General features: G+C 65.4%; 26 protein-coding genes. 12 read left to right on the top strand and 14 right to left on the bottom strand.

The genetic code is table 11. The features are described from left to right. Window positions 1-4: 4 nt before the first annotated feature. The gene (locus VGR99_RS05240) at window positions 5-2,281 is read left to right on the top strand and encodes a ComEC/Rec2 family competence protein (RefSeq protein WP_326897249.1); all 2,277 of its coding nucleotides are present in this window, start codon (window positions 5-7) and stop codon (window positions 2,279-2,281) included. A 9-nt stretch (window positions 2,282-2,290) separates the two neighbouring features. On the opposite strand, the gene VGR99_RS05245 is transcribed toward VGR99_RS05240, so the two are convergent. The 8 genes from VGR99_RS05245 to VGR99_RS05280 all read right to left on the bottom strand — a co-directional run bounded on the left by VGR99_RS05245 (window position 2,291) and on the right by VGR99_RS05280 (window position 8,888). Continuing rightward, on the bottom strand, window positions 2,291-3,232 hold the full coding sequence (locus VGR99_RS05245) for a GAF domain-containing protein (protein ID WP_326897250.1): 942 nt from the start codon (window positions 3,230-3,232) through the stop codon (window positions 2,291-2,293). Between the two features lie 193 nt (window positions 3,233-3,425). Next, window positions 3,426-3,857, bottom strand: a complete 432-nt coding sequence (locus tag VGR99_RS05250) for a hypothetical protein (protein ID WP_326897251.1) — start codon at window positions 3,855-3,857, stop codon at window positions 3,426-3,428. Between the two features lie 194 nt (window positions 3,858-4,051). Further along, window positions 4,052-4,255, bottom strand: coding sequence for a hypothetical protein (locus VGR99_RS05255; protein ID WP_326897252.1), 204 nt, complete (start codon window positions 4,253-4,255; stop codon window positions 4,052-4,054). Window positions 4,256-4,441: 186 nt separating this feature from the next. Then, complete coding sequence (gene lexA, locus VGR99_RS05260; RefSeq protein ID WP_027559402.1) at window positions 4,442-5,143, bottom strand: transcriptional repressor LexA; 702 nt, start codon at window positions 5,141-5,143, stop codon at window positions 4,442-4,444. 176 nt (window positions 5,144-5,319) lie between these two features. Next, entirely contained in the window at window positions 5,320-6,531 is a 1,212-nt protein-coding gene (gene glp / locus VGR99_RS05265) for a gephyrin-like molybdotransferase Glp (RefSeq protein WP_326897253.1), read from the bottom strand. Between the two features lie 231 nt (window positions 6,532-6,762). Then, the gene (locus tag VGR99_RS05270) at window positions 6,763-6,957 is read right to left on the bottom strand and encodes a hypothetical protein (protein WP_326897254.1); all 195 of its coding nucleotides are present in this window, start codon (window positions 6,955-6,957) and stop codon (window positions 6,763-6,765) included. Window positions 6,958-7,113: 156 nt separating this feature from the next. Beyond that, complete coding sequence (locus VGR99_RS05275) at window positions 7,114-7,746, bottom strand: HAD family phosphatase (protein WP_326897324.1); 633 nt, start codon at window positions 7,744-7,746, stop codon at window positions 7,114-7,116. An 8-nt stretch (window positions 7,747-7,754) separates the two neighbouring features. Then, complete coding sequence (locus VGR99_RS05280) at window positions 7,755-8,888, bottom strand: alpha-hydroxy acid oxidase (protein WP_326897255.1); 1,134 nt, start codon at window positions 8,886-8,888, stop codon at window positions 7,755-7,757. A 305-nt stretch (window positions 8,889-9,193) separates the two neighbouring features. On the opposite strand from VGR99_RS05280, the gene VGR99_RS05285 reads away from it, so the two are divergent. After that, window positions 9,194-10,531 (top strand): S41 family peptidase, encoded by a 1,338-nt coding sequence (locus tag VGR99_RS05285; RefSeq protein ID WP_326897256.1) that lies wholly within the window; start codon window positions 9,194-9,196, stop codon window positions 10,529-10,531. A 76-nt stretch (window positions 10,532-10,607) separates the two neighbouring features. Here VGR99_RS05285 and VGR99_RS05290 read toward each other — a convergent pair whose 3' ends face one another. Further along, window positions 10,608-11,363, bottom strand: a complete 756-nt coding sequence (locus VGR99_RS05290; RefSeq protein WP_326897257.1) for an SDR family oxidoreductase — start codon at window positions 11,361-11,363, stop codon at window positions 10,608-10,610. Window positions 11,364-11,750: 387 nt separating this feature from the next. After that, complete coding sequence (locus VGR99_RS05295; protein WP_326897258.1) at window positions 11,751-12,248, bottom strand: hypothetical protein; 498 nt, start codon at window positions 12,246-12,248, stop codon at window positions 11,751-11,753. Here VGR99_RS05295 and VGR99_RS05300 point away from each other — a divergent pair. The 10 genes from VGR99_RS05300 to VGR99_RS05345 all read left to right on the top strand — a co-directional run bounded on the left by VGR99_RS05300 (window position 12,247) and on the right by VGR99_RS05345 (window position 20,012). Then, on the top strand, window positions 12,247-12,426 hold the full coding sequence (locus VGR99_RS05300) for a hypothetical protein (RefSeq protein ID WP_326897259.1): 180 nt from the start codon (window positions 12,247-12,249) through the stop codon (window positions 12,424-12,426). The two genes, VGR99_RS05295 and VGR99_RS05300, sit on opposite strands and share 2 nt — an antisense overlap. Before the next feature lie 80 nt (window positions 12,427-12,506). Further along, entirely contained in the window at window positions 12,507-13,727 is a 1,221-nt protein-coding gene (locus VGR99_RS05305) for an OpgC domain-containing protein (RefSeq protein ID WP_326897260.1), read from the top strand. After that, the gene (locus VGR99_RS05310) at window positions 13,724-14,137 is read left to right on the top strand and encodes a DUF1622 domain-containing protein (RefSeq protein WP_326897261.1); all 414 of its coding nucleotides are present in this window, start codon (window positions 13,724-13,726) and stop codon (window positions 14,135-14,137) included. The genes VGR99_RS05305 and VGR99_RS05310 overlap by 4 nt, the downstream gene beginning before the upstream one ends. Next, window positions 14,115-14,966 carry a Spy/CpxP family protein refolding chaperone gene (locus VGR99_RS05315; protein WP_326897262.1) on the top strand — a complete coding sequence of 284 codons (852 nt, stop codon included), beginning with the start codon at window positions 14,115-14,117 and terminating at the stop codon, window positions 14,964-14,966. The genes VGR99_RS05310 and VGR99_RS05315 overlap by 23 nt, the downstream gene beginning before the upstream one ends. Window positions 14,967-14,987: 21 nt before the next feature. Further along, window positions 14,988-16,937, top strand: coding sequence for a 2Fe-2S iron-sulfur cluster-binding protein (locus VGR99_RS05320; protein ID WP_326897325.1), 1,950 nt, complete (start codon window positions 14,988-14,990; stop codon window positions 16,935-16,937). A 1-nt stretch (window position 16,938) separates the two neighbouring features. Beyond that, window positions 16,939-17,646 (top strand): iron reductase, encoded by a 708-nt coding sequence (locus tag VGR99_RS05325; protein ID WP_326897263.1) that lies wholly within the window; start codon window positions 16,939-16,941, stop codon window positions 17,644-17,646. Then, window positions 17,643-18,422 (top strand): class III cytochrome C family protein, encoded by a 780-nt coding sequence (locus tag VGR99_RS05330; protein WP_326897264.1) that lies wholly within the window; start codon window positions 17,643-17,645, stop codon window positions 18,420-18,422. Before VGR99_RS05325 ends, VGR99_RS05330 begins: the two co-directional genes overlap by 4 nt. A gap of 157 nt (window positions 18,423-18,579) precedes the next feature. After that, window positions 18,580-19,068 carry a hypothetical protein gene (locus tag VGR99_RS05335; RefSeq protein ID WP_326897265.1) on the top strand — a complete coding sequence of 163 codons (489 nt, stop codon included), beginning with the start codon at window positions 18,580-18,582 and terminating at the stop codon, window positions 19,066-19,068. Window positions 19,069-19,164: 96 nt separating this feature from the next. Continuing rightward, a complete protein-coding gene (locus tag VGR99_RS05340) occupies window positions 19,165-19,404 on the top strand; it encodes a hypothetical protein (protein WP_326897266.1) in 240 nt (79 codons plus the stop codon). Then, window positions 19,401-20,012: an RNA polymerase sigma factor gene (locus VGR99_RS05345; RefSeq protein WP_326897267.1), complete on the top strand. Its 612-nt coding sequence runs from the start codon at window positions 19,401-19,403 to the stop codon at window positions 20,010-20,012. The genes VGR99_RS05340 and VGR99_RS05345 overlap by 4 nt, the downstream gene beginning before the upstream one ends. Here the strand turns inward: VGR99_RS05345 and VGR99_RS05350 are convergent. The 4 genes from VGR99_RS05350 to trpD all read right to left on the bottom strand — a co-directional run bounded on the left by VGR99_RS05350 (window position 20,009) and on the right by trpD (window position 25,341). Then, complete coding sequence (locus VGR99_RS05350; protein ID WP_326897326.1) at window positions 20,009-22,726, bottom strand: bifunctional diguanylate cyclase/phosphodiesterase; 2,718 nt, start codon at window positions 22,724-22,726, stop codon at window positions 20,009-20,011. The two genes, VGR99_RS05345 and VGR99_RS05350, sit on opposite strands and share 4 nt — an antisense overlap. 270 nt (window positions 22,727-22,996) lie before the next feature. Next, a complete protein-coding gene (gene moaC, locus VGR99_RS05355; RefSeq protein ID WP_326897268.1) occupies window positions 22,997-23,497 on the bottom strand; it encodes a cyclic pyranopterin monophosphate synthase MoaC in 501 nt (166 codons plus the stop codon). A 1-nt stretch (window position 23,498) separates the two neighbouring features. Beyond that, window positions 23,499-24,320, bottom strand: a complete 822-nt coding sequence (trpC, locus tag VGR99_RS05360) for an indole-3-glycerol phosphate synthase TrpC (protein ID WP_326897269.1) — start codon at window positions 24,318-24,320, stop codon at window positions 23,499-23,501. A gap of 7 nt (window positions 24,321-24,327) precedes the next feature. Then, window positions 24,328-25,341, bottom strand: a complete 1,014-nt coding sequence (trpD, locus tag VGR99_RS05365; RefSeq protein ID WP_326897270.1) for an anthranilate phosphoribosyltransferase — start codon at window positions 25,339-25,341, stop codon at window positions 24,328-24,330. Between the last annotated feature and the right edge of the window lie 7 nt (window positions 25,342-25,348).

Here is a 25,348-nt window from a genome sequence, read left to right on the forward strand (position 1 = left end):
GGGGATGGCGGAGCCGGGCCGGCCGCAGCGTGTCTCGCAAGGGATCGCAGGAACCTGGCCGACGGGCCGGACCGCGTCGGCCGGGGGCTTCGTGCCGGCCGGGTTTGGCGCGTGGCCTGCGATTGTCGGGACGCTGCGTGAATGGGTGAAGGCCGAAGGTGGCGCCGGGCGGCTGTTGCCGTGGGTCCCTGTCGCCTTCGGCAGCGGCATCGCGCTGTATTTTGCCGCCGATCATGAGCCGGTGCTGTCCGTCGTGGCCACGACGGCCATCGCCCTCTTGCTTGGCGCGGTCCTGTTGCGGCGACCCCGGCTGTTTGCGGCCGCGATCATGATCGCGGCGGCCGCGGCCGGCTTTGCCATGGCGACCTGGAAGACGGCGCGCATTGCGCATCCCGTTTTGGCAAAGCCGCTCTATTCGGTGTCGCTGTCCGGCTTCGTCGAGACCCGCGACATCCGTGAGCGCACCGATCGTTTCGTGCTGCGCGTCACCGCGATGGACGCGCTGCGCAGTGACGTCAAGCTGGAGCGGGTGCGGCTTTCAGTGCGCAAGGGGACCGCGCCCGAGGTCGGCAGCTTCGTGCAGTTGAAGGCGCGGCTGATGCCGCCGATCTCGCCGGTGCGCCCCGGCAGCTATGATTTCTCGCGCGACATGTTCTTCCAGGGGATCGGCGCGTCGGGCTTCGTGATGGGCGCGATCACGGCTTCCGCGCCGCCGGAGACCGGCGGCCTGCGGCTACGCTATGCCGCCTTCATGCAGGGCCTGCGCGATGCGATCGACGCGCGCATCCGCGCCACGCTCGACGGCGACAACCGCGCGATCGCAACCGCGCTTCTGACGGGGCGGCGTGATGCGATCACCACGCCCGTCAACGATGCCATGTTCATCTCTGGCCTTGGACACGTGCTCTCGATCTCCGGCTATCACATGGCCGTCGTGGCCGGTGTCGTGTTCTTCGCGGTGCGCGCGCTGCTCGCCTTGATCCCGGGACTGGCGGTCGGCTTCCCGATCAAGAAATGGTCGGCTGCCGCGGCGCTGGTCGCGGCCGCGTTCTATCTGCTGCTGTCGGGTGCGGAGGTTGCGACGCAAAGATCATTCTTCATGACTGCGGTGGTGCTGATCGCGGTGATGGTGGATCGCCGCGCCATCACCTTTCGCACGCTGGCGGTGGCTGCGCTGATCGTGCTGGCAGTCGCACCGGAAGCGCTGGTTCACCCGAGCTTCCAGATGTCGTTTGCGGCAACGCTCGGCCTCGTCGCACTGGTGCAGATCGGCATGCCGAACCTGTTCGCCTCGCCCGATCATTCCGCGACCGCGCGCATTGCCCTGTGGGGCGGCCGCGAGATCGCGATGCTGTTTTTGGCCTCGCTGATCGCGGGCCTTGCGACCACGCCCTATGCCGCCTTCCATTTCCACCGCGTCACGCCCTACGGCGTGCTGGCCAATCTCGGCGCCATGCCTGTCGTCTCGGCGCTGGTGATGCCGATGGGCCTGCTCGGACTACTCGCGGCGCCGTTCGGGCTCGACGGCGTGTTCTGGTGGCTGATGGGGATCGGCATCGACTGGATGGTCATGGTCTCGCGCTGGGTGGCGGCGCTGCCGGGCGCGGTCGGCCGCCTGCCGGCGTTCGGGATCGCGCCGCTGATCGCAGCCAGCCTCGGGATCACCGTCATGGGTCTGTTGCGCACGCCGCTGCGCTGGTCGGGCGCGGTCGTGCTGCTGGTTGCGGTCGTCTGGGGACTGACCGCGCGGCAGCCCGATATCCTGATCGCGGGGGACGGGCAGAGCGTTGCGGTACGGGGCAGGGACGGGCACCTGGATCTGATCCGGGCCAGCAAGGACGGCTTTCTGCTGAAGGAATGGCTCGCTGCCGACGCCGATCCGCGCGATGCCGCGAGTGGTTCGCTCGGTGATGGCGTGTCGTGCGACGAGGCCGGCTGTGTCACGCCGCTCGCCGACGGCCGCCTGGTCGCCCTGGCGCTGCGCATCGACGCGCTGGCGGACGATTGCAGCCGCGCCGCGCTGGTGGTGACGGCCCGTCCCGCGCCGGCGGATTGCGCGGCGATGGTCGTCGACCGGCAGCGGCTCGCTGCGCAGGGCGCGCTCGCGCTGACGCAGCGCGGTGACGGCTTTGCGGTCCAGGCGGTGAAAGCCAGAGGCACCGACCGCCCGTGGGCGCCGGCAGCCGCCGGCGAAACGGATTTCGGCGCGAGCCTTGCGCCGCGGCCGGCGGCTTCCCGGGATGCGACGCCGTCGGAGGCCGATCTGCAGGCCGACGACTGAGCGGGCCGGCTACAGGTACCAGGCCAGCACGGCGTCGAGCCCGGCGCTGCCGATCACCGGCAGCGCCACCATCTGGCTCAATCCGGCGGCACGGGCCTCGGTGGCTGCGACCGAACCATCATGCGCGAGGTCGTCGTTGAGGGCGGGCATGCCGGTCGCCCAGGCGCCGCCGATGCTGCCGTCGCCCCTGGCGATGGATCTGGTCGCATAGAGCGCGGCAAGGTCGATCTGCGCGCTGCAATCGCCGGCGCGATAGACCAGCGCGGAACGGGCCTCGTTCGGCACCCAGATCTCGAACCGCCGCGCGATCGGCGTCGCCTGCGCGGAGAGGAAGGTCAGCACCCAGGTCTGGTCGCTGCCGGTGCGGTAGGGCACGCCGACGCCGAGATTGATCCCGACCTCTGCGGCCTCTTCCCAGCGCAGGAAACTCTTGGCGTTGTGCAGGTCCTTGATGATCAGCGGCAGGCCGGCTTTCCAGGTCCGGCCGGGCAGGCCGAAGCCGCGCGGAAACCTGGTGTGGCGGGAGTTGAACTCGAACATGTCGGCGGTGCCATAGTAGCCGTCGACGAGCGCCATCTCGTGGGACGTATCGGGATCGTTGTGCCAGAGCTCGATCGCGCCGACATGCGCCGCATCGTCGCCGCAGAACAGCACCATCACGGCCTGGAGGAATTCACCTGAAAAGACCGGCAACGCGACGCCGCAGGTGAGGCCGGCGGCGAGCGCCTGGTCGGTCCGCTTGAAATAGGAGTTGGCGAATTTGGTGAGGATGACGGGATGGCCGGCGGCCCAGGCCTTGCCGGGAAGTCCCTCGTCGTAGCCGAAGCGCAGGGCCTGGCTCACGGCCTTGAACGCCGACAGCCCCTCGCCGTAGAGGCCTCCCCCGAATTTCAGCCGCATGCGCGTGCTATCGGGCACCCAGAGTTCAACGACGCGAATGAAGGTTTTCATCGAACGTGTCCGCCGCCTCAAGCTACGACCAGCATCGGCCATTTGTCGGCGGAGCGGACGTTCAAAATTCAGGCAGGGCCGCGCAAACTTCGTGCGGCGGGCAGGAGACACAAACATCACCACGTCGCCGGCCACGGCCGGCGATGGCGATTTCCATTCTGGCCCCGACCTGGCGAGCCGGGGATCGCACCGATCAGCCGATCGGCAGGCGCGTGATCGTCGGCCTGTCGGCAATGATTTGCGGCGTTTGCTCGCGCTCACCGAGCGGCTGGGTCACGGGCAGTTGCAGCACGGTTGCGCGCTGGCCTTCGACGAGCTGCGTCACCAGCACGTACTTGCCGTCGGGAAATTCGATCGCGTCGTGATGACGATCGGGAATGTGCGGATCGATCTTGCCGAACTTGCCGACGCGCGAGTTGATCGTGCGTGTCCAGATCCAGCGATTGTCGTAACGGACGTTGTCGGCGAAGGCGAGCTCCGTTCCCGGCAGCAGACAGACGGCGACGGACATGTCCGCTTCGGAAGCGAAGCCGCGCGTCGAGGTGCCGCGGAAGGTTGTCGTGACGATCGTCTCGCCGACTTCTGCGGGACGCGTCGCGACGGCGTGCAGGCTGTAGTCACACATCGGGGTGCTCCTCATTCGAAGATAGCAGCCCGCACCTCTTGTCGAGGCGCAGGCCTCTATCAGAGTGGAAGACTATCAGCCTCTGCTGGGTTGTGGGCAAATCTGCGGCTTGGGTCCGCAGGCCGCCATCACAATATCTTTTTCAAACACTGGAGGAACAAAGCCCGCTCCTGTGCATTCAGCGGGCTTAATCGTCAGCGGCCTGCAGGTGCCGACCAGCCCGAGTACGGCCAGACCGGTTGCGACGGCTGCGCCACGGCGTTGCGTGCATTGCGGAATTGTTCGCTCGTTGTCGCCGGCGTTGCCTTGCGGGCATGGTGCGGCTGTGCGGCGATGGCTTGCGACGCCGATCCTGCGATCAGCGCCAACATGATTGTGCTCAAGACGATCTTGCGCATGGTTATCTCCTCGGTCTCAAGGGCCCATCGAAGCGATGCGCGCTTCGTGCGGCGTGCCGAGGATCTAGCGCTGGAGAGGTGGCGGGATAATCTGCGCAAAACCAGAAAGACTATCCAGCCGGAGCGGACAATCATCCGCTCCCATCGCTTCAGGCGCGGTCGCCAGGCGGCGCCGCGCAGACGCGTTCAGTACTTCCGGTATAGCCCGATCAGCTTGCCCTGAATCTTGACCCGGTTGGGCGGCAGGATACGGACCTCATAGGCGGCGTTGGCGGGCTCCAGCGCGATCGATGCGCCGCGGCGGCGGAAGCGCTTCAGCGTCGCCTCTTCGTCGTCGATCAGGGCCACGACGATGTCGCCGGTGTCGGCGCTCTCGTTGCGCTGGATCAGCGCCATGTCGCCGTCGAGGATGCCGGCTTCCACCATGGAATCGCCGCGCACTTCGAGCGCGTAGTGCTCGCCCGAACCGAGCATGTCGGGCGGGACGCTGATGGTGTGGCTGCGGGTCTGCAACGCCTCGATCGGCGTACCGGCCGCGATCCGGCCCATCACGGGCACCGCGACGGGACGCTCGCCCTCGTCGGCGGGCGGGCTTGAGGTGGTGCGCACCTTGCCGAGATTGCCCTCGATGACGCTGGGCGTGAAGCCGCGGCGGTTGCCGGCGGCGGCCTGCAGCTCGGGCAGCTTGATCACCTCGATGGCGCGGGCGCGGTTGGGCAGGCGGCGGATGAAGCCGCGCTCCTCGAGCGCGGTGATCAGGCGATGGATGCCCGACTTCGAGCGCAGGTCGAGCGCGTCCTTCATCTCGTCGAAGGAGGGCGGCACGCCGCTTTCCTTCAGGCGCTCGCTGATGAACCGCAGGAGCTCGTATTGTTTGCGCGTTAACATCTCGACCAAAATCCCCCGGTTGATGTCGTTCGATTCCGAGACGCTGAATTCAGCGATAAGCCGCTACATGCTCGAAACAAATCATGAACGGACACTATATGTTCGATACATGTTCCGCAACTGCTTAATTTACCGTGAACGCGACAAAGTTCGCGGAACGCGTGCGAACGAAGCGGTCAGACGGGCAGTCGCAGCACCTCGCAAGGCGCACCGGCCTCGGCCTTCGGCGCGAACGGTGCGCGCACGAGAAGTGCCTGTGCCGCAGCGAGATTCGCAAGCAACGAGGAGTCCTGGTGGTTGACCGGATTGGCAACGAGCGTGCCGTCGTCGCGCACATCGAGGCGCGCGCGCAGATAATCTTCGCGCTGGTCGTTGGCGCCGACGTCGCGGCCGAGCACGGCGCGTTCGCGGCGGTGATGAATCGTTGAGCGGCCCGAGAGCGCGCGAATCAGCGGCACCAGAAACAGGAAACCGCAAACGTAGGATGACACGGGATTGCCGGGCAGGCCGATCACGCGCATCGCCTCGAGCTGCCCGTTCATCATCGGCTTGCCCGGTCGCATCGCGATCTTCCAGAACGCCATCGAGATGCCTTCGTCCCGCAGCGCCTGCTGCACCAGGTCGTGGTCGCCAACCGACGCGCCGCCGGTCGTGATCAGGATGTCGGCGCCGCTCTCGCGAGCGCGGCGGATGCCGGCGGTGGTGGCCGCAAGCGTGTCGGCGGCGACGCCGAGATCGACGGTGTCGGCGCCCTCGCTGCGGGCGAGCGCGTGCAGGGCGTAGCCGTTGGAATAGACGATCTGGCCGGGACCGGGCGTGGTGCCCGGCATCACCAGCTCGTCGCCGGTGGCGAGGATCGCAACCTTCGGGCGGCGACGGACGGGCAGAAGCGGGTGGTTCATCCCGGCAGCGAGGGCGAGGTCGCGCTCGGTGAGCCGGGCTCCCTTGCGCAGCAGTACGTCGCCTTCCGAGAAGTCGACGCCGGCGGGGCGGATGTGCCGTCCCGTCACCGCGGCTTCCTTGATCGTGATGCGCTTGCCGTCGGCGACCGTGTCCTCCTGGATCACGACCGCATCGGCGCCATCGGGCACGACGCCGCCGGTGAAGATCCGCACGGCTTCACCGGCGCCGACCGACCCCGCAAACGGCCGGCCGGCTGCGACCTCGCCGATGACAATGAGCTGGGAATCGATCTTCCCTGCGTCAGCCACGCGCACCGCATAGCCGTCCATCGCCGACATCGCCTGCGGCGGCTGCGTGCGCCGCGCCGCGACGTCGCGCGCCAGCACGCGGTGGAAGGCTTGGTCGAGGGCGACTGTTTCTTCAGGCAAGGGCTCCGCGCCGGCAAGCACCGCGGCAAGCGCGTCGGAAACCGGCATCAGGGCCACGGGTGAAAACTCCAGCTACGCCCGTTCGGGCAAATCAGCGGCGAGAGTTCTAGCCGAGTGCAGGCGCAGAGGCAAAGCAGTGGCCGCGCAGGACGATCCATCCTGCGTCATCCGCACGGCGATAAGGAGCGAGACTCACATCCGCCGCGGCATGATCCGGAAGGCGAGATAGACCGGCACGAGGATGGCCATGGCGAGGACGAGAAGGACGAGAGCCACGGCCAGCATCGGTCAGGTCCCCGGCTGCTTGCCCGGACTGACGTCCGGCGCGATCAGACCCTGATCCCTGTCGGGCATCGGATCGGCCTGGGCTTTCAGGTCGGCGGCCTTGCTGATCAGTTTTGCGGAGAGGTCAGAATCCGAGGTGGTTCTGGCGAATTTCATCAGCAGGGAGGCCTGCTTGGTGAGGTAGGTTTTGCCCAACACGACAATAGGTCCGATGTAGAAGTCCCAACGGACTCATGAGTCCTGAAGGGGGCATTCGTTCCCGGAACTCCGTACAAAAATGCACAAAGTGCTTTTGTTCCTCATTTTGGGCGAAATGAGTTCCGGGAACCGCGCCGCGCACGAGTAGGATATCGGTCAGATTCCCAACGCCCTCAGCGCGTTGCCGACATCCCGCGGCGAGGTCACATGCACCGCGGTCAGGCCGCGGGCACGGGCGCCCTCGATGTTCTCTGCGAGGTCATCGAAGAACACGATGCGGTTTGCCGGCACGCCGATCGCCGCGACGACATGGTCGAAGGCTTCCGCGTCCGGCTTGCGCAGGCCGATGCTGGATGAGAGGTACAGCTCGCGGAAATGGCCGAGCAGGCCGGCATATTCCTTCGAGAAATAATCGACATGCGGCTGGTTGGTGTTGGAGAAGGCGTAGAGCGGCATTTGCCTGGCGGCGCGCGGCAGCAGCTCGGCGATGTCAGGCATCTCGCCGGCGAAGATCGCGTTCCAACCCTCCAGGAATTGTGCATCCGAAATGCCGATGCCGAGCGATGCGCGCAGCGACTGGAAATAATCCTCGTCGCTGATCTTGCCGACCTCGTGCAGCCGGTAAGCCTCGCTGTCACGCACAAAGCGCGCGACGACGGCTTCGGGCTCGCAGCCCGCATGTCCCGCCCAGCAGGCGATCGCCTTGGAGAAATCGATATCGAGCACGACGCGCCCGAGATCGAACAGAAGCGCATCGGCGCTGCCGGGAGTGAGCGGGGTCACCTGTATCCTTTCACTCAGTATCGATAGGGGTCGTGGTCGAACAGCGGGAACGCGCTGAACACGCTCGGCGCATTCGTCGCGGTGGCCGGATGCAGGCAGGACTTGTCGACCCCTGCGAAGGAGGTCGCCCCCAGCAGGCCGAGGCAGCGCAGCACCTCGTCCTCCAGAAGCTCCAGCATCCGCGTCACGCCGGCTTCGCCGGCCGCCGCCAGCGCCCAGCATTGCAGCCGGCCGATGCCGACGAGGTCGGCTCCGGCCGCGATCGCCTTGACGATGTCGGTGCCGCGGCAGAAGCCGCCATCGACCATGATCTTGGCCCGACCCTTCACGGCATCGACGATCTCGGGGAGCACATGCATGGCGCCGCGGCCGTGATCGAGCTGGCGGCCGCCATGGTTGGAGACGTAGATCCATTCGACGCCGTGATCGACCGCGATCTGGGCGTCCTCGGCGGTGGCGATGCCCTTGAGGATCAGCGGGATCTTGAACTTGTCCTTGACCATCTTCACGGTCCGCCACTCCAGCCCCTTCTGGTAGTCGCCGCCGGTGGCGCGCAGCCGGCTCTCTCGGACATAGCGCTTGGCGATGTCACGTTCGCGACGGCTGTAATGGGCCGTGTCGACGGTCAGGCAGAAGGCGGCGTAGCCGTTCTTCTCGCTCCGGCTGACGACATCGGCGACGAAGTCGTCGTCGCCGCGGACATAGAGCTGGTAGAGCCGCAGCGCATCGGGAGCGGCTGCGGCGGTCTTCTCGAGGCCCGGCTCCGACACCGAGCTCAGCATGTGCGCCGCACCGAAGGTGCCGCACGCGCGCGCGACGCTGGCTGCGCCGTGCGGGTCGAAAATCTCCAGCGCGCCGACTGGCGCCAGCACCACCGGCAGCCGCATCTTGCGGCCGAACTGCTCGACCGAGCCGTCGACCGTGCGCACGTCGCGCAGTACGCGAGGCCGGAACGCGATCTCGTCCAGCGCCATGCGGTTGCGGCGCATCGTGGTCTCGGTCTCGGCGGCGCCAACGATGTAGTCCCAGGCATTCTGGTTGAGGTTGGCGCGCGCCTTCCGGATGAATTCGTGCAGGTTCTGGAACAGCTCGTTGCTGGAGCCGAGTTCGACGTTCCGTTCCGGCCGGATGCGGGGCGCTTCGTTCATTGTTGTCCTCCCGAGAATTTGAAGCCTTGTCTCATCGCGTAACCCGTCCGGCCCTCCAAAACCATCCTAAAATCGCATAGCTGCGAGGCATGGACGGGCCAGCCGATTCTGGCCCGGCGTGAGACGGTTTCCGAACGTTGCCAAAAGTTTAGGTCAGGGCGAAGGGATTTTTACGGTGTACCCGTCGGCGTGGCATCCCGGCCTTGAAGAAACCTGAATGGTATTGTGAACAACGGGCTGGATCGCCATTTGCATGGCGGCTCCCGAGCCCCGAGCAAGCTCCAAGGAAGAAGGCCAAGTCATCCATGCGAAAATCCCTGCTATTCCCCCTGGGCGCGCTCACGGGCGTGTGTCTGACCCTTCTGGTATCCGGCCCGCAAGGCGGACTATGGGCGGCGAGGGCGGCGGCTGGCGCGGGTGATGCCTATTCCCAGCTCAATCTGTTCGGCGAGGTCTTCGAGCGCGTGAAGGCGAGCTACGTCGAGAAGCCCGACAATGCCAAGCTGATCGAGGGGGCGATCACCGGCATGGTGACCTCGCTCGATCCGCATTCGCGCTACATGAATGACAAGGCCTGGACCGAGATGCAGGAGACCACCTCCGGCGAGTTCGGCGGCCTCGGCATCGAGGTCACGATGGAGGAGGGCCTGGTCAAGGTCGTATCGCCGATCGACGACACGCCGGCCTCCAAGGCCGGCATCATGTCCGGCGACCTCATCAGCAAGATCGACGGCGAGGCGGTGCAGGGCATGACGCTCGAGCAGGCCGTCAACAAGATGAAGGGCCCGGTCGATACCCAGACCAAGCTCACCATCGTGCGCAAGGGCGCCGATGCTCCGCTCGATGTTGCGATCAAGCGCGAGATCATCCATGTCCGCCCGGTTCGCTTCCACGTCGAGAACGGCGACATCGGCTATATCCGCGTCACCTCGTTCAACGAGCAGACCACCGACGGCCTGAAGAAGGCGATCGCCGCGATCTCCAAGCAGATTCCGCAGGAGAAGCTGGTCGGCTACGTGATGGACCTGCGCAACAATCCGGGCGGGCTGCTCGACCAGGCGGTATCGGTTTCGAGCGCGTTCCTGCAGCGCGGCGAGGTCGTCTCGACCCGCGGCCGCAATCCGGAAGAGACCCAGCGCTTCACCGCGCATGGCGGCGACCTCACCAAGGGCAAGCCGCTGGTGATTCTGGTCAATGGCGGCTCGGCTTCGGCCTCGGAGATCGTGGCCGGCGCGCTGCATGACCACAAGCGTGCGACGATCATCGGCACGCGCTCGTTCGGCAAGGGCTCGGTGCAGACCATCATTCCCCTCGGCGCCGGCAACGGCGCGCTGGCGCTGACCACGGCGCGCTATTACACGCCGTCGGGCCGCTCGATCCAGGCCCAGGGCATCGCGCCCGACATCGAGATCCTGCAGGACGTGCCGCCGGAGCTGAAGGGCCGGGTGGACACCATGGCGGAATCCCAGATGCGCGGCCATCTGCAGGCCGCCGACGGCACCGAGCAGACCGGATCGCAGTCCTACGTCCCGCCGGAAGAGAAGGACGACAAGGCCTTGCACGCGGCCTACGACTTCCTGCACGGCGTCACCGCGAATGCGGTCGCCGCCAAGCCCGCGCCGAAGGCCGCGGTGCCGAACTAAAACTTACGACTTCGAGACGTCGATATTGCCCGGGAGTGGATCACCGCTCCCGGGCAGTTTCGTTTTGGACGCCGCCTCAGCTCGGGTTCATGGCCGCAAACGTCGCCTCATAGCGGCCGTCGCGCTCGGCCCAGCGGCGGGCGCGGTCGCGTTCGACCAGCACTTCGTCGCGGGGATGAACGCGCAGCTCCAGCAATTGCATGACCTCGGCGATGTAGGCGGCCAGCGGCATCGCACGCGCATCACTGGCCTGCTGCGTGCCTGTAAGCTCGGTCTGCACGTAGGGCGGTGCCAGCTCCAGCACCTCGACGGGAATCCTGCGAAGCTGGTGCCGCAGCGACTGCAGCCAGGAGTGCAGGAAGGCCTTGCTGGCGCAGTAGGCCGGGAAATCGGCCCGCGGCACGAAAGCGAGGTTCGAGCTGGTCGCGAGGATCGTGGCGTTGGGCTGTCCCTTCAGCAGCGGCAGGAACGCGGCCGTCACGCGCAATACGCCGAGAATGTTGGTTTGGACGATGGCTTCCGCGTCCGACGCATCCCAGCCGTCCGCAGCCATGTCCTCCGGCCGCGAGATGCCGGCATTGGCGATCAGCACGTTGAGCTCGGGGAAGCATTGGCGCACCTCGCTCGCCAGGCGCGGCAGGCTCGCGGGATCGTCGAGGTCGAGCGGCAGGCCGATCAGACCGGGACGTTCAGCCGTGATCTGATCGAGCAGGGCCTGCCGTCGCCCGGTGACGATGACGCGGTTGCCGCGGTCGTGGAAAGCTTCAGCCAGCGCGCGGCCGATGCCGCTGGTCGCACCGGTGATGAGGATCGTGTTGCCAGTCATCTTCATGATTGCCTCTCAAGGGAGTTGGAGGCCACGGCAACCGGCGAAAATCCCGGCGGCGGGCGTCTCGACAAGACAGCCGACATCCAGGCGCGGGCGAACCGCACCGGAGGAGCGTCTTGAACGAAGGAGCATCCGCAAACAGGGAGTGCGATGGCATGACCGTGGCGTCTCGTGAATCGAGATCTCCCAGCCGGGATCCTCTCGACAAAGGACGCGTTGGATGACGGTAACGCCTACGGCAGCGGCATCAAGGCCAGCTGCAATTCGGAAAATATGTGGGCCAGTTGCTGGCGTCAAGTCTGAAGCAGGGGACGTTGTCTTCCCCCGCTGAGCCGATCCGGGAGCTGGTGATCCCGCAGCTCTGCGCGCAGCGGGATCACCGTCCGATCGTCATTGGTCCTTCTTGGGGCCCGTGTGATGCGGGACTTCCGTCTTCGGTCCACCGCCGTAGTGATGGCTGCCGCCCGAACCGCTGGTCGATCCGCCGTCGCTTTCCTTCTTGCCCATGTGGTGCGGGACTTCGGTCTTGGGCCCGCCCGAATAGTGATGGCCGTTCTTTTCGTCGGTCGTGCTCGTCGTGCTCGTCTGCGCCATGGCGGGCAACGCGATGAACGACATGATCGCGGCGGCGACGATCAGCTTGCGGTGACTCATTCTGGTTTCTCCTGTTTGCATTTTCGAGTTGGTGTCAATCAAGTCGCGGTGGCTTGATTGAGCGGCAATAAAACTCGCAGCAGGATTGTCTAGGTTGAGCAAAATCAAATGTCGACGCGCACGCCTGCGCGCGCCGATGCGTGGATCGCCGAGTTGCCGCAGGCGACGTGAAGCATCGATCTTCTTACAGAAAAAATTTTCGTCGGCCGCGTGAATTCGATGGCGTGATGTCATGCCCTCGATTGCCGACGGCGCCGTCGAGAGACATCGTCATGACGATGGCGTCCCCGACCAAAATGATGCGAGGACGAAGAGCGCTTCGATTCATTACACGGCCAAGCGACAAAAAGATTTGGCTGGTGCATCGCTCGAATTTGATGTCCGTCAAAAGCGCATCAACCACGCAACTTAGCGTGCCCGCGCGAACGAGCGACGAGAGTATCGCGCCGCGATCGCGGGCCGCAATGTCGCGCAAGAACGGGAAGCACACTTTTGACTGACGAGACGATCCAGGCATCCGGCCGGCCCTTGCAGGTTGCGCTGCTCTTGCGTCGCCGGTTGTGGGAGACGATCACGATCCGGTCGGTGCTGGCCAAGCCACGGCGCGACGTGCGCCTGGATCTGTTTCGCGGTCTGGCGAACTGGCTGATCTTTCTCGGACACGTTCCGCAGTCGGCGCTCGCCTGGTTCACGACGCGAAACTACGGCTTCAGCGATGGCGCCGATCTCTTCGTGCTGATCTCTGGATATACCGCGACGTTCGTGTTCGGCTCCATGATGATGGAGCGCGGCTTCGTCGTCGGGGCAACCCGGCTGCTGCGCCGGGTGTGGCAGCTCTATGTGGCTCACCTGCTGTTGTTCCTGGTCTATCTCACGGCCGTGCATTACGTCGCACACAGCTTTGACGACCTTCATCTGATGGATCAGTTCAACGTCGCGCCGCTCATGAACTTTCCCGTCGAGACACTCTCGCAGGGCCTGGTCCTCAAGTTCAAGCCGCTCAATCTCGACGTCCTGCCGCTCTACATCGTGCTGATGGCGGTGTTTCCCGTCGTGCTTTGGTTCATGCTGCGATGGCGGAATGCCGTGATGATCGGCTCGTTCGGTCTCTATCTGGCCGCCCGACACTACGGATTGAACCTGCCGTCCTATCCGGCGGGAGTCTGGTATTTCAATCCGTTCGCATGGCAGCTGCTTTTCATATTCGGAGCCTGGCTCGCGTTGGGAGGGGCGGCGGCAAGTCGCTGGCTTTTGTCATCCCGCACGCTGCTCGTCCTCAGCGGCGGCTTCCTGGTCTTTGCGCTCGCGATGACGCTGGCGGAGCGAATTCCGGGGCTGCAGGGCTACGTTCCCGAAGGTCTCGCCGCCGTCTTCATTCCGAACGACAAGACCAATCTGGGTCCATATCGTGTCGTTCATCTTGCGAGCCTGGTGTTCATCACCGTCTCGCTCATTCCGATCGACTGGCCCGGCCTGAAGTCGCCATTGCTCCAGCCCTTGATCAGATGTGGCCAGCAGTCGCTGTCCGTGTTCTGCGTCGGCCTGTTTCTGTCGTTCGTCGCGCATTTCGTGCTCGAATCCGGGTCCGAGGGATTATGGGCCCAGCTGCTGGTCGGTGCCGCCGGCCTCTGGATCATGACGATCGTCGCCTACTACCGGACGTGGTCGAAGGGCATCGACAGGAGCCGCTCGACGGAGGAGGGCGGCGGATGATGACGTCGGGGCTGATCCTCACCGAAGAGATCCGGGGGCACATTCTGCATGGCCTGCACTGGGCCGCATCGACGATCGAGCTGCTCGGCGTGGTGGTGATCGTGTGCGGGGTGGTTGCCGCAACGATCTGGTCGCTGAAGGAGATGCGGCGCGGCGCGCCTGCGGATGCATTTCGTTCCTATCGCGCCAATCTTGGTCGCGGCATCCTGCTTGGCCTCGAATTCCTGATCGCCGCCGACATCATCGGCATGGTCGCGATCGTGCCGTCGTTCGACCGGCTCGGCATCCTGGCGCTGATCATCGTGATCCGCACCTTCCTGAGTTTCTCGCTCCAGATCGAGATCGAGGGGCGATGGCCTTGGCGAAGGCATGACAGGGAGGTGAGCGATGCAGCACGCGGCGGCCTTTGACACCTTCGTGCGTAAGAGTTGCCGGCGCCTCGCGTCTATATGGCCTGACGCGCCCCGCGCCGCACTCATCGCCGACCTCGATGAGCCTATGACCATCCGAATCAAACCCTGGAGAATGACCATGAACCGTTCGAGAAAATTCGCCGTGAGCGCAGCGGCCGTTGCCGTCCTTGCATTGGCGCCTGTTGGACTGTCGCCGGCAGTCGCCGCCGGTCTTACGCGGAGCGCGATGATGGATGACGACAAGATGTCGAAGATGCCAGCCCCGCCGGATTCCAGCGGCAAGATGAACATGGGGCAACCGGCAGGCCAGCCGCAGAACATGAGTGGCGGCCCGATGAACGACGACAAGATGAAGATGCCGCCGCAAGGCCAGATGCGGGACTGTCAGGGCGCGGGCTGCCAGGACAATTCCGGCATGATGCAGATGATGCAAATGATGGACAAGATGATGCGCGGCCAGATGAGCTCGTCCGGCGGCAGCAGCGCGATGAGTGGCCCGGCGGACGTGACCGAGCGGCTCGAGGGGCGGATCGCCTTTCTGAAGGCCGAGCTGCAGATCAGCGACAAGCAGGCCGCCGACTGGAATAGCGTCGCAGACGCCTTGCGTTCGAGCCGGCAGCACCTGCTGGAAGCACGTAAGATGCTTGCCATGGACGACAGGATGGGAGGCGCCGACCGCCTTGAGCATTACGAGCGTCACTTGTCCGAGCGCCTGGAGGCCCTCAAGGCCGCCCGCGTGGCCTTCACGCGGCTCTACGCGTCGTTGAACGAAAGTCAGAAGCAGACCGCGGACACGATCCTGCTGCCTCTGATTGCGTCGTTCTGATCGCCGGGCGACAGCGAGATGATGTCAGGTCTGCCACGTCGATGCCGATCGGGCCTGGCTGCGCTCGTCGTCCTGACGAGTCCGCTTGCAGCCAATGCCGTGCCCGCATCCGATGTCGGCCTCGATCGTGCGTATCCGGCAGGGCAAGTCGCTCAACGTTGGGAGCTGGCGGAGGCAGAGGATGACCACGCCGCGCATCATCCCGCAGCGTCCGGCTCCGGCGGCGATGCGGCCGGCGTGCCGTCCAGCGGCGCCGCGCCGGGGATGATGGGCGGAATGGACGGCATGATGGGCCGTCCGCGCAAGGAGTTCTATCCGGCATTGATGGACATGCCCGCGCTGTCCGCCGAGCAGCGGAGCAAGCTGGAGCTTCAGGCGCGTGAGCGGGTCGGTGCGGAGGCCGATCGACTGGCGGGCGCCGAAATGGAGCTGCGGCACGCCATCGCGGGAGGCGATATCGTCGCGGCGGATCAGGCGTCGCGGCGGCTCCGCGAGTCCCTGAACGCCGTCCAGAGCGGCGTGGTCGCGCTGCGTTCGCTGCACGAGGGCAAGCCGCCGCAGCAGATCGCACAGGCGTGGTTCAAGTCGCAGATGAATCTGATGCCTCGGCGAGGCGACATGGGCGCGGACGACGACATGCAGGGAATCTCCTGGTTTCACGTCACGACCATGGCGATTCTGGTGCTGCTCTCGCTTGCGCTGTTTGCAGTCTACGTCGCGCGCATGCGCCGGGCGAACGCGCTGGTCGATCGGCTGACGCGTGCGGCGGGCGTTCCGGCTGCCGCCGTATCCATCCCGTCCGCGACGGCCGTCGGCTCGCCGAACGACAAGGCTGCGTCGGCACCCGTGCAGCAGGCAATTCGCGAAATCGCGCGGCCCGAACCGGGCCGTTCCTGGAAAGGCCAGCTGAGGATCTGCGCGATCTATCGGGAGACGCCGAACGTGAAGACGTTCCGCCTGCAGGCACCGGGCGGCGGCGCGATTCCGTTTGCGTTCCTGCCCGGACAGTTCCTGACCTACGCCATCGAGATCGACGGAAAGACCGTCAGGCGCTCCTACACGATCGCCTCGTCCGCCGCTCAGACTGCTTATGTCGAGACCACGATCAAGCGCGAGGACGGCGGACTTCTGTCCGACTACATGCATGGCCATCTGAAGGAGGGAGACCTCATTGAGGTTACAGGCCCCTCCGGCGCCTTTACGTTCACGGGCGCGGAAGCCGACAGTGTGGTCCTGATCGGTGGCGGGGTCGGCATCACGCCGCTGATGGCGGCGATCCGGTATCTCTCGGACATCGCGTGGCCGGGCCAGATTTACCTCGTCTACGGCGCGCAGACGACTGAGCAGTTCATCTTCCGCGACGAGCTGGAATATCTCCAGCGCAGGATGAACAATCTGCACGTCGCGGCCACGATGGTGCGGGCCGCGGGCACGTCCTGGATGGGACGCGAGGGGCAGATCACGGCCGAATTTCTGACTCAGGCCGTGCCCGATCTGGCCAGACGGCGTGTTCACCTGTGTGGTCCCCCCGGGATGATGAACGCGCTCAGGAAGACGCTGATCGGGCTTGGCGTGCCGGGCGAGCAGATCAAGGCGGAGGCCTTCGGACCCGCACGCGGCGCCGTTCCGCCTCCCGGCAAGGTCGCCGCCGCGGCACCAATACAGGCGAGCGAAGCGGGCGACCGAGGGGCCGCGGCGGTCGGTCCTGCAACGGCCACGATCAGCTTTGCGAGATCGGGCAAGGTAGTGGCGCTGCCACCGGACAAGAGTGTTCTGGAGGTGGCCGAGGGCGCAGGCGTATCGATCGACTATTCCTGCCGGGCCGGCGTTTGCGGGGTCTGCAAGACGCATCTGCTTCAAGGCAGCGTCACGATGGAGGTCCAGGACGCCCTGACTGAGGACGACAAGGCGAGCGGTCTCATTCTGGCCTGCCAGGCGAGATCGGTCGGAGATCTCGTCGTCGAGGCCTGACATGATGGACGCGAGACAGCGCCTGATCGTTGACGTCATCCTGGCGGGCCTGTTGCTGCTGGTGCCGGCTTTCCTGCTGCACTCCGACAGCCGGTTCGCAGGAAGCCTTGCCGGCTTTGCCCTCGGAGCCGGGGCCGCGGTGCTGATGGTTCTGCTTCTCGTCTATCCGATGACGAAGTACAGCGCGGGTCTGAAGGCCATGGTCACGCGGCGGGTGTCGATGCCGACGCTCCTGGCATTTCACGCCTATGCCGGAATCGTCGCGGCATTTCTTGCGATTCTACATACCGGGCACAAGTTTCAGAGCCCGCTGGGGATCGCTCTGGTGACCAGCATGCTGACCGTCGTCGTCACCGGATTTGTCGGGCGCTACTACTTGCCGCAAACCGCGCTCGAACTCCGCCTGCAGCAGTCGCGCCTGGCGACCTTGAGGTCGGCCTATGATCACACCGCGGCGGCCATGTCGTCGGCGGAACGGGAGGGGCATGACGGGGCCGCCAAGCGGGAATTGGCCTTGCAGAACCTGCCGCTGCTACAACTCGTTGATGGCATATCCGATCTCGAAGCCGCAATCGGATCGAGTGAGACGGTCAAGACGGTCTTCATGCAGTGGATCGGGCTGCATGTCCTTTCCGCGATCATCATGTATGCACTGCTCGTCGTGCATGTGGCGGCCGAGATCTATTACGGGTTGCGGTGGCTCGCGTGACCATCAGGGGCGTGCTCTACGTCGTGGTCGCGACGCTGGCCGTCGCGAGTGCGGCAGCTGCATCGATCGCTCTGTATCGGGACGGTTCCGGGAGCGTCCCGGGTTGGACGAGATTCGTGAACCCCGGGCCGTTGTCAGGCAAGCATGCATTTCTGTCGGAGACGTGCGAGAGCTGTCACGCACCGGCCAAAGGTGTCGATGCGGCGGCCTGCATCTCCTGCCACGCGCCTTCCGCGGCTGATCTCGGCAAGCAGTCGACTGCGTTTCACGCTGCCGCCGGCGGCCAGTGTTCTGGCTGCCATCGTGAGCACACGGGCGCCTCGCGGCCGATCAGGATGAACCATGAATCGCTGCTGCAGGTCGCGATGCCTCCCTCCGGCAAGACGGTGTTCGATCGGACCGGAGCCGATCAAATGACAGCGGACCTGCGGGAGTTTGTCGGCCTGCCGAAGTCAGAGCGGCGGGAGAAGGCGGCGCTCGACTGCGCAAGCTGCCACAGCAACCGGGCGCCACACCGCGAATTGTTTGGACGAGACTGCGCGGATTGCCATGGGCTCGCGTCCTGGAAAATCGCAGGTTTCCTGCATCCTTCGCCAACGTCGCGGGACTGCGCCCAATGCCATCAGGCCCCGCCAAGTCACTACATGGGCCACTTTATCATGATGGACCGGATGATCTCGGGGCAGGAGCACGCATCGGTCGATCAATGCTTTCTGTGCCACCGAACCGACTCGTTCAACGACATCAGAGGTGTCGGCTGGATGAAGCATCATTGACACATTCGACTGAGCGACGGAGATGGGTGCAATATATTACAGGGCTCGACAAAAAAATCGGGAGTCTATTTGCGCGCCGCATTGCAGCGCCGGATGCACGTACCAGCTCATCGTGCCGACATGGCGCACGCCTCTCATCGCCGGTCGTGCAAGGTCGATGCCGCGTGCGTCGTTTTCTGTTGGCCGGCACTGCAACCAGAGCTATATGTTCCCGGTCGAGACAGCAGGTGCAGGGATGATTGGCTTGCGAAAGCCAGGGCGAAGATGGTGGGGATGGTTTGTCGCCATCGCTTATCTGCTCGCGTCGATGACACCGTCGCTCGCGATCTCGATCTCCCTCGACGTAGCGATGCTGTGCGACCATCAGGGCGATCGGTCCGGCGATGCGCATGAGCACGATGACGCTGCCGGATCGGCAGCCCATTCGCATGACGTTGCGATGGCCGGGGATTGTGACGACGAGCAGGACCGGCCCGGCGACCGGCATGCAACCTGCTGTGGCTCGGTGCTTTGCTTCAGCGCCGTGTGGCCGCAAGCTCCTGCGATTGCGGAGCTCGTCGTGCCGCGTTCGCGCTGCGAGACGCAGCCTGAGGTGATCGGCGACGAAGGCACGTTCCGTCGCCATTACCGGCCTCCCATCGGCTGAGATAGCTCCCGAAGACCGAGCTGCGTCGCTCCAGGTACGAGCGCGGATCAATTCATCTGCAGAGATGGCTTTGCCCATCGCGCGGATGACGGTGACGTGCGCCAGGACCTCTCACGCGGCTGCGTGACAGTGCCGGGTTCGGTGTTGCTCGCGCGGCTGCGTGGTGGGCGAAAGAACGCCGCAACAGCGATCGCCGGTTTTGCGGAAAGAAAAGTCGCTACGCGAGCGCCGCTGTCACGGCGATCGCTCGTGCCCCTGTTCGGATGGCTGCTGGCCGACGGCAGCCGTGCCGTCGAAGCGATCCATCGAATGCCATTCAAGGACGATGCGTCATGAAATCGCCGAACGAGAATCTGCCGGTGCCGACAGCCGGCTCACCGGAAGCGCAGGAGGCGGTCGTTCGTGCTGCTCTCGTCGGCAGCTACGATCGCCTTCGCAATTATCTGCAACGACGCTTCGGCGGTAAAGCGGAAGCGGAGGAGGTGCTCCAGGCGTTCATGCTGCGCGCACTGGAGCGATCTGGCGACATTCGCGATGCGGACTCGGTTCGAGGCTGGCTGAGCAGGGTCCTGGCCACGACCATCGCCGACTTTCACCGGCAGGCATCAAGGAGCAAGACGCGGGAGATGCCGTTTCCGCATGAGCTCAACGAGCGTCTTGCGGCCGACCAGGATGCCGCAGCGAATGCCGTGGTCTGCGAATGTCTTCATGCCCACCTCTCCTTGCTGAAGCCGGAGCATGCCGAGGTCATCAGAAGGGTGGATCTCGGCGGCGAACCGCGGGAGGTGGTCGCAGCGGATCTGGGCGTGACCGTGAACAATCTGACCGTTCGCCTTCACCGTGCACGGCATGCGCTGAAGGAGCGCCTCGAGCAGACCTGCGTCGTATGTCTGGAGGAAAGCTTCTGGGAATGTCGCTGCGCCGACAACCGAGGTCCAACCTAACTCGCCTCGCGGCGACGCCGTTCGTCGCCTTCGCGCTGGGCGAGGCGGCTGCGATGCAGCGCGAACAGCTCCAGCACCTTGTCGGCGGGCTTTGCGGCGCTGAACAGATAGCCCTGCATCTCGGAGCAGCCGAGCGCGCGGAGCAGGCGCTGCTGCTCCTCGGTCTCGACGCCCTCGGCCGTGGTGGTCATACGGCGGGCGGCCGCCAGATTGACGACGGCCTGCACGATGCTGGCGGAGCCGTCGGGACCGGCGATGTCGTCGACGAAGCAGCGGTCGATCTTGATCTTGTCGAACGGGAAGCGGTGCAGATAGCTCAGCGAGGAGTAGCCCGTGCCGAAATCGTCGAGCGCGATGCGCACGCCGATGGCGCGGAGCTGGTGCAGGATCGCAAGCGCGGTCTCGTCGTCACGGATCAGCACGGCTTCGGTGATCTCGAGTTCGAGCCGGCTCGCCGACAGGTTGGAGGCCGCCAGCGCCGCCATGATCTTCAGCGCTAGTGTACCGCTCTTGAATTGCACGGGCGAGACGTTGACGGCGAGACGGATGTCGTCGGGCCAGTTCGCGGCGTCCCGGCAGGCAGTTGCCAGCACCCATTCGCCGATCTCGTTGATCAGGCCGGTGTCCTCGGCGATCGGGATGAACTCGGCCGGCGAGACCATGCCGCGCTCGGGATGGCGCCAGCGCACCAGCGCCTCGCAGCCGGTGATGCGGTCGTCCTTCAGCGCGAGGCAGGGCTGGTAATAGACCTCGAGCCCGCCATGGGCGATGGCGTCGCGCAGGTCGATCTCGAGCTGCCGCCGCTCTTGGACCTTGGCGTCCATCTCCGGCTCGAAGAAGCGATAAGTGCGGCGTCCGGCGGCCTTGGCGGCATACATCGCCATGTCCGCGTTTTTCAGGATCTGGTCCAGCGCGGTGCCATGTCGTGGTGCCAGCGCGATGCCGATGCTGGCGTCCGTGGTCAAATGATGGCCCATGCAGTCGAACGGTGTGCGGACGGCCTGGAAGACCCGCGCGACCAGCTCGTTGACCTGCTCCAGCGAGGTCACCGCGCTCTGCACGATGGCAAATTCGTCGCCGCCGAGCCGCGCCACGAAATCCGTCGACCCCGCGCAGAAGCTGAGCTTCTCTGCGACCGACTTCAAGAGCTCGTCGCCGACGAGGTGGCCGAGCGCGTCGTTGACGCCCTTGAACTCGTCGATGTCGATGTAATGCACCGCGATCTCTTCGCCATCGGCGATGGCGGTCAGTTCCTGCCGCAGATGCTCGTGGAACATGGCGCGGTTGGGCAGGTCGGTCAGCGCGTCGTAATGGGCGAGGTGAGTGATACGCTCCTCGATGCGCCTGCGCTCGGTGACGTCCTCGTGCGTCGCCACCCAGCCGCCGTCGGCGAGCGGCTCGTTGAGGATGTGGATCGAGCGCCCGTCGGAGGTATCAACCACCATGGAGTTGCGCAGATGGATGTCGCGCAGCACGCGCTCGACGTACTGATCGATGTCGCCGGTGAACGAGCCGGTGGCCTTGCGATGGGCGATGATGTCGTGGAAGCTGGAGCCGGGCTTCACCACCTCCGCCGACAGGCCGTACATCTCGATATAGCGCTGGTTGCAGACCACCAGCCGCCGCTCGGCGTCGAACAGCAGAAGCCCCTGGGTCATGTTGTTGACGGCGCGGTCGAGGCGCTGCTTCTCCAGCGTCAGCCGTTCCCGCGACAGGCGGTGCTGCTCCAGGAGCTTGCGCACGATTGCAATCAGAACGCCGGCGATGGCGAGCGCGGAGGAGGCCGCAACCGAGATCAGGATGCCGATCTGCTCGCGCCAGTCCGTTAGCGCCGCAGCGCGCGTCGTGGTCGCCATCATCAGGATCGGGAAGTGGGGCAGGGCGTGCGAGGAGATCAGCCTGTCCTCGCCGTCGACCGGGCTCATGAAGCGTCCGGCGAAATGGTCGAGCCCGAACACCCGCTGATGCTCGAACGGGCCATTCTTGAAATTGCGTCCCATCAGCTCGCTGGCATGCGGATAGCGCGCGAGCAGCGTGCCGTCACGGTGCAGCATCGAGATCGTCGCGCCTTCGCCGAGCACGACGGTCTCGAAGAACTTCTCGAAATTGGCCGGCTCGATGCCGCGTCCGACCACGCCCAGGAACTCGCGGTTCGGCCCCAGGATCCTGCGGACGATCAGGATCGTCCAGGCGCCGGAAATGCGGCTGTGCACCGGCTCGATCAGCACGTCGGGCGCATTGGGGTCGTAGCGGAAGGTGCGGAAGTAGGCGCGATCGGCGACGTTGACCTTCGGAGCCGGCCAAGCGGTCGACGAGTTGATCACATTGCCGTCGGCATCGATGACGTTGACGCCGCCCATATAGGGCAGCGCCTCGATCTTCGAGCGCAGCAGCCGGTGGATGTCCTGGCCGGACAGGCGCTTGCGGTAGTCGTCAGGGCTGGCAATGCCGGTCGCATGGACGTGGTCGACGAAATCCTTCTGGATGACCGCGAAATCCTGCAATTGCTGATCGAAATGATGGGCGAGCATCAGCACGGTGTTTTCCAGCTCGCGGCCGGAGTTGCGCAGCGCGCGCTCGCGGAAATTCTGCGCCATCAAGACCGCACCGACGGCGATCGCGGCGATCAGCAGCGTGCCGCCCACGACCAGCCAGCGGATCGGTCCGCTTCGCACGAAAGCCTGGTCGAAAAGGCGAGTGCCGTATTTCATCATCACATCGATCATTGCCGCGTACACGCCAGGATCGATTCTGGATCCTCAAAACATCCGTTGGTTTACGGGAACGGTGTGGAGGCGAAGTTAGGAAGTGCGGTTAACGCGACATGAATGGTCACACACAAAAGCGATCCATGGGCGGAATGCGAGCCGTGCAGGAATTGCCGCAGGTTCCGCGCGATGCCGGTCAATTCCTGCCGGTCGTGCGGTGATCAACCAAGGCTTAACCGTCTAAGTTGCTGGCGACCCTCCAATCGGAACGGGGCTTCAGGCGCGGTAATGGCCGGACTTGCCGCCAAGCTTCTCGACGAGATGGATGCCCTCGATGCGCACGCCGCGCTCGACCGCCTTGATCATGTCGTAGATGGTGAGGCAGGCGACCGACACGGCGGTGAGCGCCTCCATCTCGACGCCGGTCGGGCCCGTCACCTTCACGCTGGCACGGACGAGGCAGCCGGGCAGCTTTGCGTCCGGCGCGATGTCGACCGTGACCTTCGACAGCGCGAGCGGATGGCAGAGCGGAATCAGCTCCGAGGTGCGTTTGGCCGCCATGATGCCGGCGATGCGCGCGGTGCCGAGCACGTCGCCCTTCTTGGCGTTGCCCGAGACAATCAGGTCGAGCGTCGCCTTGGTCATGAGGACGCGGCCTTCGGCGACCGCCACCCGTTCGGTTGCGGGCTTGTCCGAAACGTCCACCATCCGCGCCTCGCCGGAGGCGCCGATATGGGTGAGGGCAGGGCCGGCTTTCCTTGCGGGCTTGCGCGCCATGTCAGCGCGTACCGGTCGCGCGCGTCGTGGTTTCGCGTGCGAGAAGCGTGCGTGTGGCGGCGGTCACATCAGCCTGCCGCATCAGGCTTTCCCCGACCAGGAAGGTCGACATGCCGACGCGCTCGAGCCGGGCGAGATCTGCGGGCGTGAAGATGCCGCTCTCGCCGACCATCAGCCGTTCCGACGGGATCAGCGGCGCCAGCGCCTCGCTGGTCGCGAGCGTGGTCTCGAAGGTGCGCAGGTTGCGGTTGTTGACGCCGATCATCGGCGAGCGGAGCTTCAGCGCGCGGTCGAGCTCGGCGCGGTCATGGATCTCGATCAGCACGTCCATGCCGTAGGCGATGGCGGCGTCTTCGAGATCCTTCGCGGTGGCGTCGTCGAGCGCGGCCATGATGATGAGGATGCAGTCGGCGCCGTGCGCGCGTGCTTCCGCCACCTGATAGGTGTCGAACAGAAAATCCTTGCGCAGCACCGGCAGTGACGTGGCCGCGCGCGCGGCGACCATGAAGTCGAGATGGCCCTGGAACGAGGGCGTGTCCGTCAGCACGGAGAGGCAGGCCGCGCCGCCGGCCTCGTAGGCCCTGGCAAGCTCCGGCGGATCGAAATCGGCGCGGATCAGCCCCTTCGACGGCGAGGCCTTCTTGACCTCGGCGATCAGCGCGTAATCGCCATTGGCGTGCTTGGCCCTGATCGCGCGCACGAAGCCGCGCGGGGCTCCTTGCGCCTTGGCCTTGGCCTCGACGAGGGAGAGCGGCTGCGCGCGCTTGGCGGCGGCGATTTCCTCGCGCTTGTACGCTTCGATCTTGGTCAGGATGTCCGACATGCCAGGCTCAGCCGTTTGAGACTGCGATCAGGTGCTTCAGGCGTGCGTTCGCCGCGCCGCTGTCGAGCGATTTCGCGCCGATCACCACGCCTTCTTTCAGGTCTTTGGCGCGTCCGGCCACGACCAGCGCGGCGGCCGCGTTCATCAGGGCCACGTCGCGATAGGGGCTCGGCTTGCCGCTGAGCACGCTTTGCAGCGCGATCGCATTGGCGTCGGCGTCGCCGCCCTTGAGCGCACCGGGCTCGCAGCGCGGCAGACCGGCGTCTTCCGGCGTCACCTCGAAATTCCGGATCTCGCCATTCTGGAGCGCCGAGACGAACGTTGGACCGGTGAGGGTGATCTCGTCGAGACCATCGGAGCCGTGCACGACCCAGGCGGATTCGGAGCCGAGGTTCTTGAGCACCTGCGCCAGCGGCTGCACCCATTGCCGCGAGAACACGCCCACCATCTGCCGTTTCACGCCGGCCGGGTTGGAGAGGGGGCCGAGCAGATTGAAGATCGTGCGCGTCGCGAGCTCGACCCGGGTGGGGCCGACGTTCTTCATCGCGGGATGATGCGCGGGGGCGAACATGAAGCCGATGCCGCATTCGCGCACGCAGCGCCCGACTTGCTCCGGCCTGAGGTCGATCTTCACGCCGAGCGAGGCCAGCACGTCGGCGGCGCCCGAGCGCGACGACAGCGCGCGGTTGCCATGCTTGGCCACCGGCAGGCCGGTGCCCGAGACGATGAAGGCGGCGCAGGTCGAGACATTGACCGAGCCGGAGCCGTCACCGCCGGTGCCGACGATGTCGACGGCGTCGGCGGGCGCGTCGACCGTAAGCATCTTGGAGCGCATCGCCGAGACGGCGCCGGTGATCTCGTCCACGGTCTCGCCGCGGACCCGCAACGCCATCAGCAGGCCGCCCATCTGCGAGGGCGTGGCCTCGCCCGACATCATGGCGTCGAAGGCGGAAGCTGCTTCCTCACGCGACAGGCTGGCGCCGGTCGCCACTTTTCCAATGATCGATTTCAGGTCGTCCATCGCGTGC

The organism is Bradyrhizobium sp. (assembly GCF_035935975.1).
GTDB lineage: Bacteria > Pseudomonadota > Alphaproteobacteria > Rhizobiales > Xanthobacteraceae > Bradyrhizobium.

Coding starts and splice junctions, on each gene's coding strand:
- VGR99_RS05295 (WP_326897258.1), bottom strand. CDS start 12,248: ATGACATCACGCCATCGAATTCACGCGGCCGACGAAAATTTTTTCTGT.
- VGR99_RS05280 (WP_326897255.1), bottom strand. CDS start 8,888: ATGAACGAAGCGCCCCGCATCCGGCCGGAACGGAACGTCGAACTCGGC.
- VGR99_RS05315 (WP_326897262.1), top strand. CDS start 14,115: ATGCAGCACGCGGCGGCCTTTGACACCTTCGTGCGTAAGAGTTGCCGG.
- trpC (WP_326897269.1), bottom strand. CDS start 24,320: ATGTCGGACATCCTGACCAAGATCGAAGCGTACAAGCGCGAGGAAATC.
- VGR99_RS05255 (WP_326897252.1), bottom strand. CDS start 4,255: ATGCGCAAGATCGTCTTGAGCACAATCATGTTGGCGCTGATCGCAGGA.
- moaC (WP_326897268.1), bottom strand. CDS start 23,497: ATGGCGCGCAAGCCCGCAAGGAAAGCCGGCCCTGCCCTCACCCATATC.
- VGR99_RS05300 (WP_326897259.1), top strand. CDS start 12,247: ATGCCCTCGATTGCCGACGGCGCCGTCGAGAGACATCGTCATGACGAT.
- VGR99_RS05245 (WP_326897250.1), bottom strand. CDS start 3,232: ATGAAAACCTTCATTCGCGTCGTTGAACTCTGGGTGCCCGATAGCACG.
- VGR99_RS05290 (WP_326897257.1), bottom strand. CDS start 11,363: ATGAAGATGACTGGCAACACGATCCTCATCACCGGTGCGACCAGCGGC.
- lexA (WP_027559402.1), bottom strand. CDS start 5,143: ATGTTAACGCGCAAACAATACGAGCTCCTGCGGTTCATCAGCGAGCGC.
- VGR99_RS05240 (WP_326897249.1), top strand. CDS start 5: ATGGCGGAGCCGGGCCGGCCGCAGCGTGTCTCGCAAGGGATCGCAGGA.
- VGR99_RS05285 (WP_326897256.1), top strand. CDS start 9,194: ATGCGAAAATCCCTGCTATTCCCCCTGGGCGCGCTCACGGGCGTGTGT.
- VGR99_RS05320 (WP_326897325.1), top strand. CDS start 14,988: ATGTCAGGTCTGCCACGTCGATGCCGATCGGGCCTGGCTGCGCTCGTC.
- VGR99_RS05345 (WP_326897267.1), top strand. CDS start 19,401: ATGAAATCGCCGAACGAGAATCTGCCGGTGCCGACAGCCGGCTCACCG.
- VGR99_RS05325 (WP_326897263.1), top strand. CDS start 16,939: ATGATGGACGCGAGACAGCGCCTGATCGTTGACGTCATCCTGGCGGGC.
- trpD (WP_326897270.1), bottom strand. CDS start 25,341: ATGGACGACCTGAAATCGATCATTGGAAAAGTGGCGACCGGCGCCAGC.
- VGR99_RS05250 (WP_326897251.1), bottom strand. CDS start 3,857: ATGTGTGACTACAGCCTGCACGCCGTCGCGACGCGTCCCGCAGAAGTC.
- VGR99_RS05310 (WP_326897261.1), top strand. CDS start 13,724: ATGATGACGTCGGGGCTGATCCTCACCGAAGAGATCCGGGGGCACATT.
- VGR99_RS05335 (WP_326897265.1), top strand. CDS start 18,580: ATGCCGCGTGCGTCGTTTTCTGTTGGCCGGCACTGCAACCAGAGCTAT.
- VGR99_RS05350 (WP_326897326.1), bottom strand. CDS start 22,726: ATGATGAAATACGGCACTCGCCTTTTCGACCAGGCTTTCGTGCGAAGC.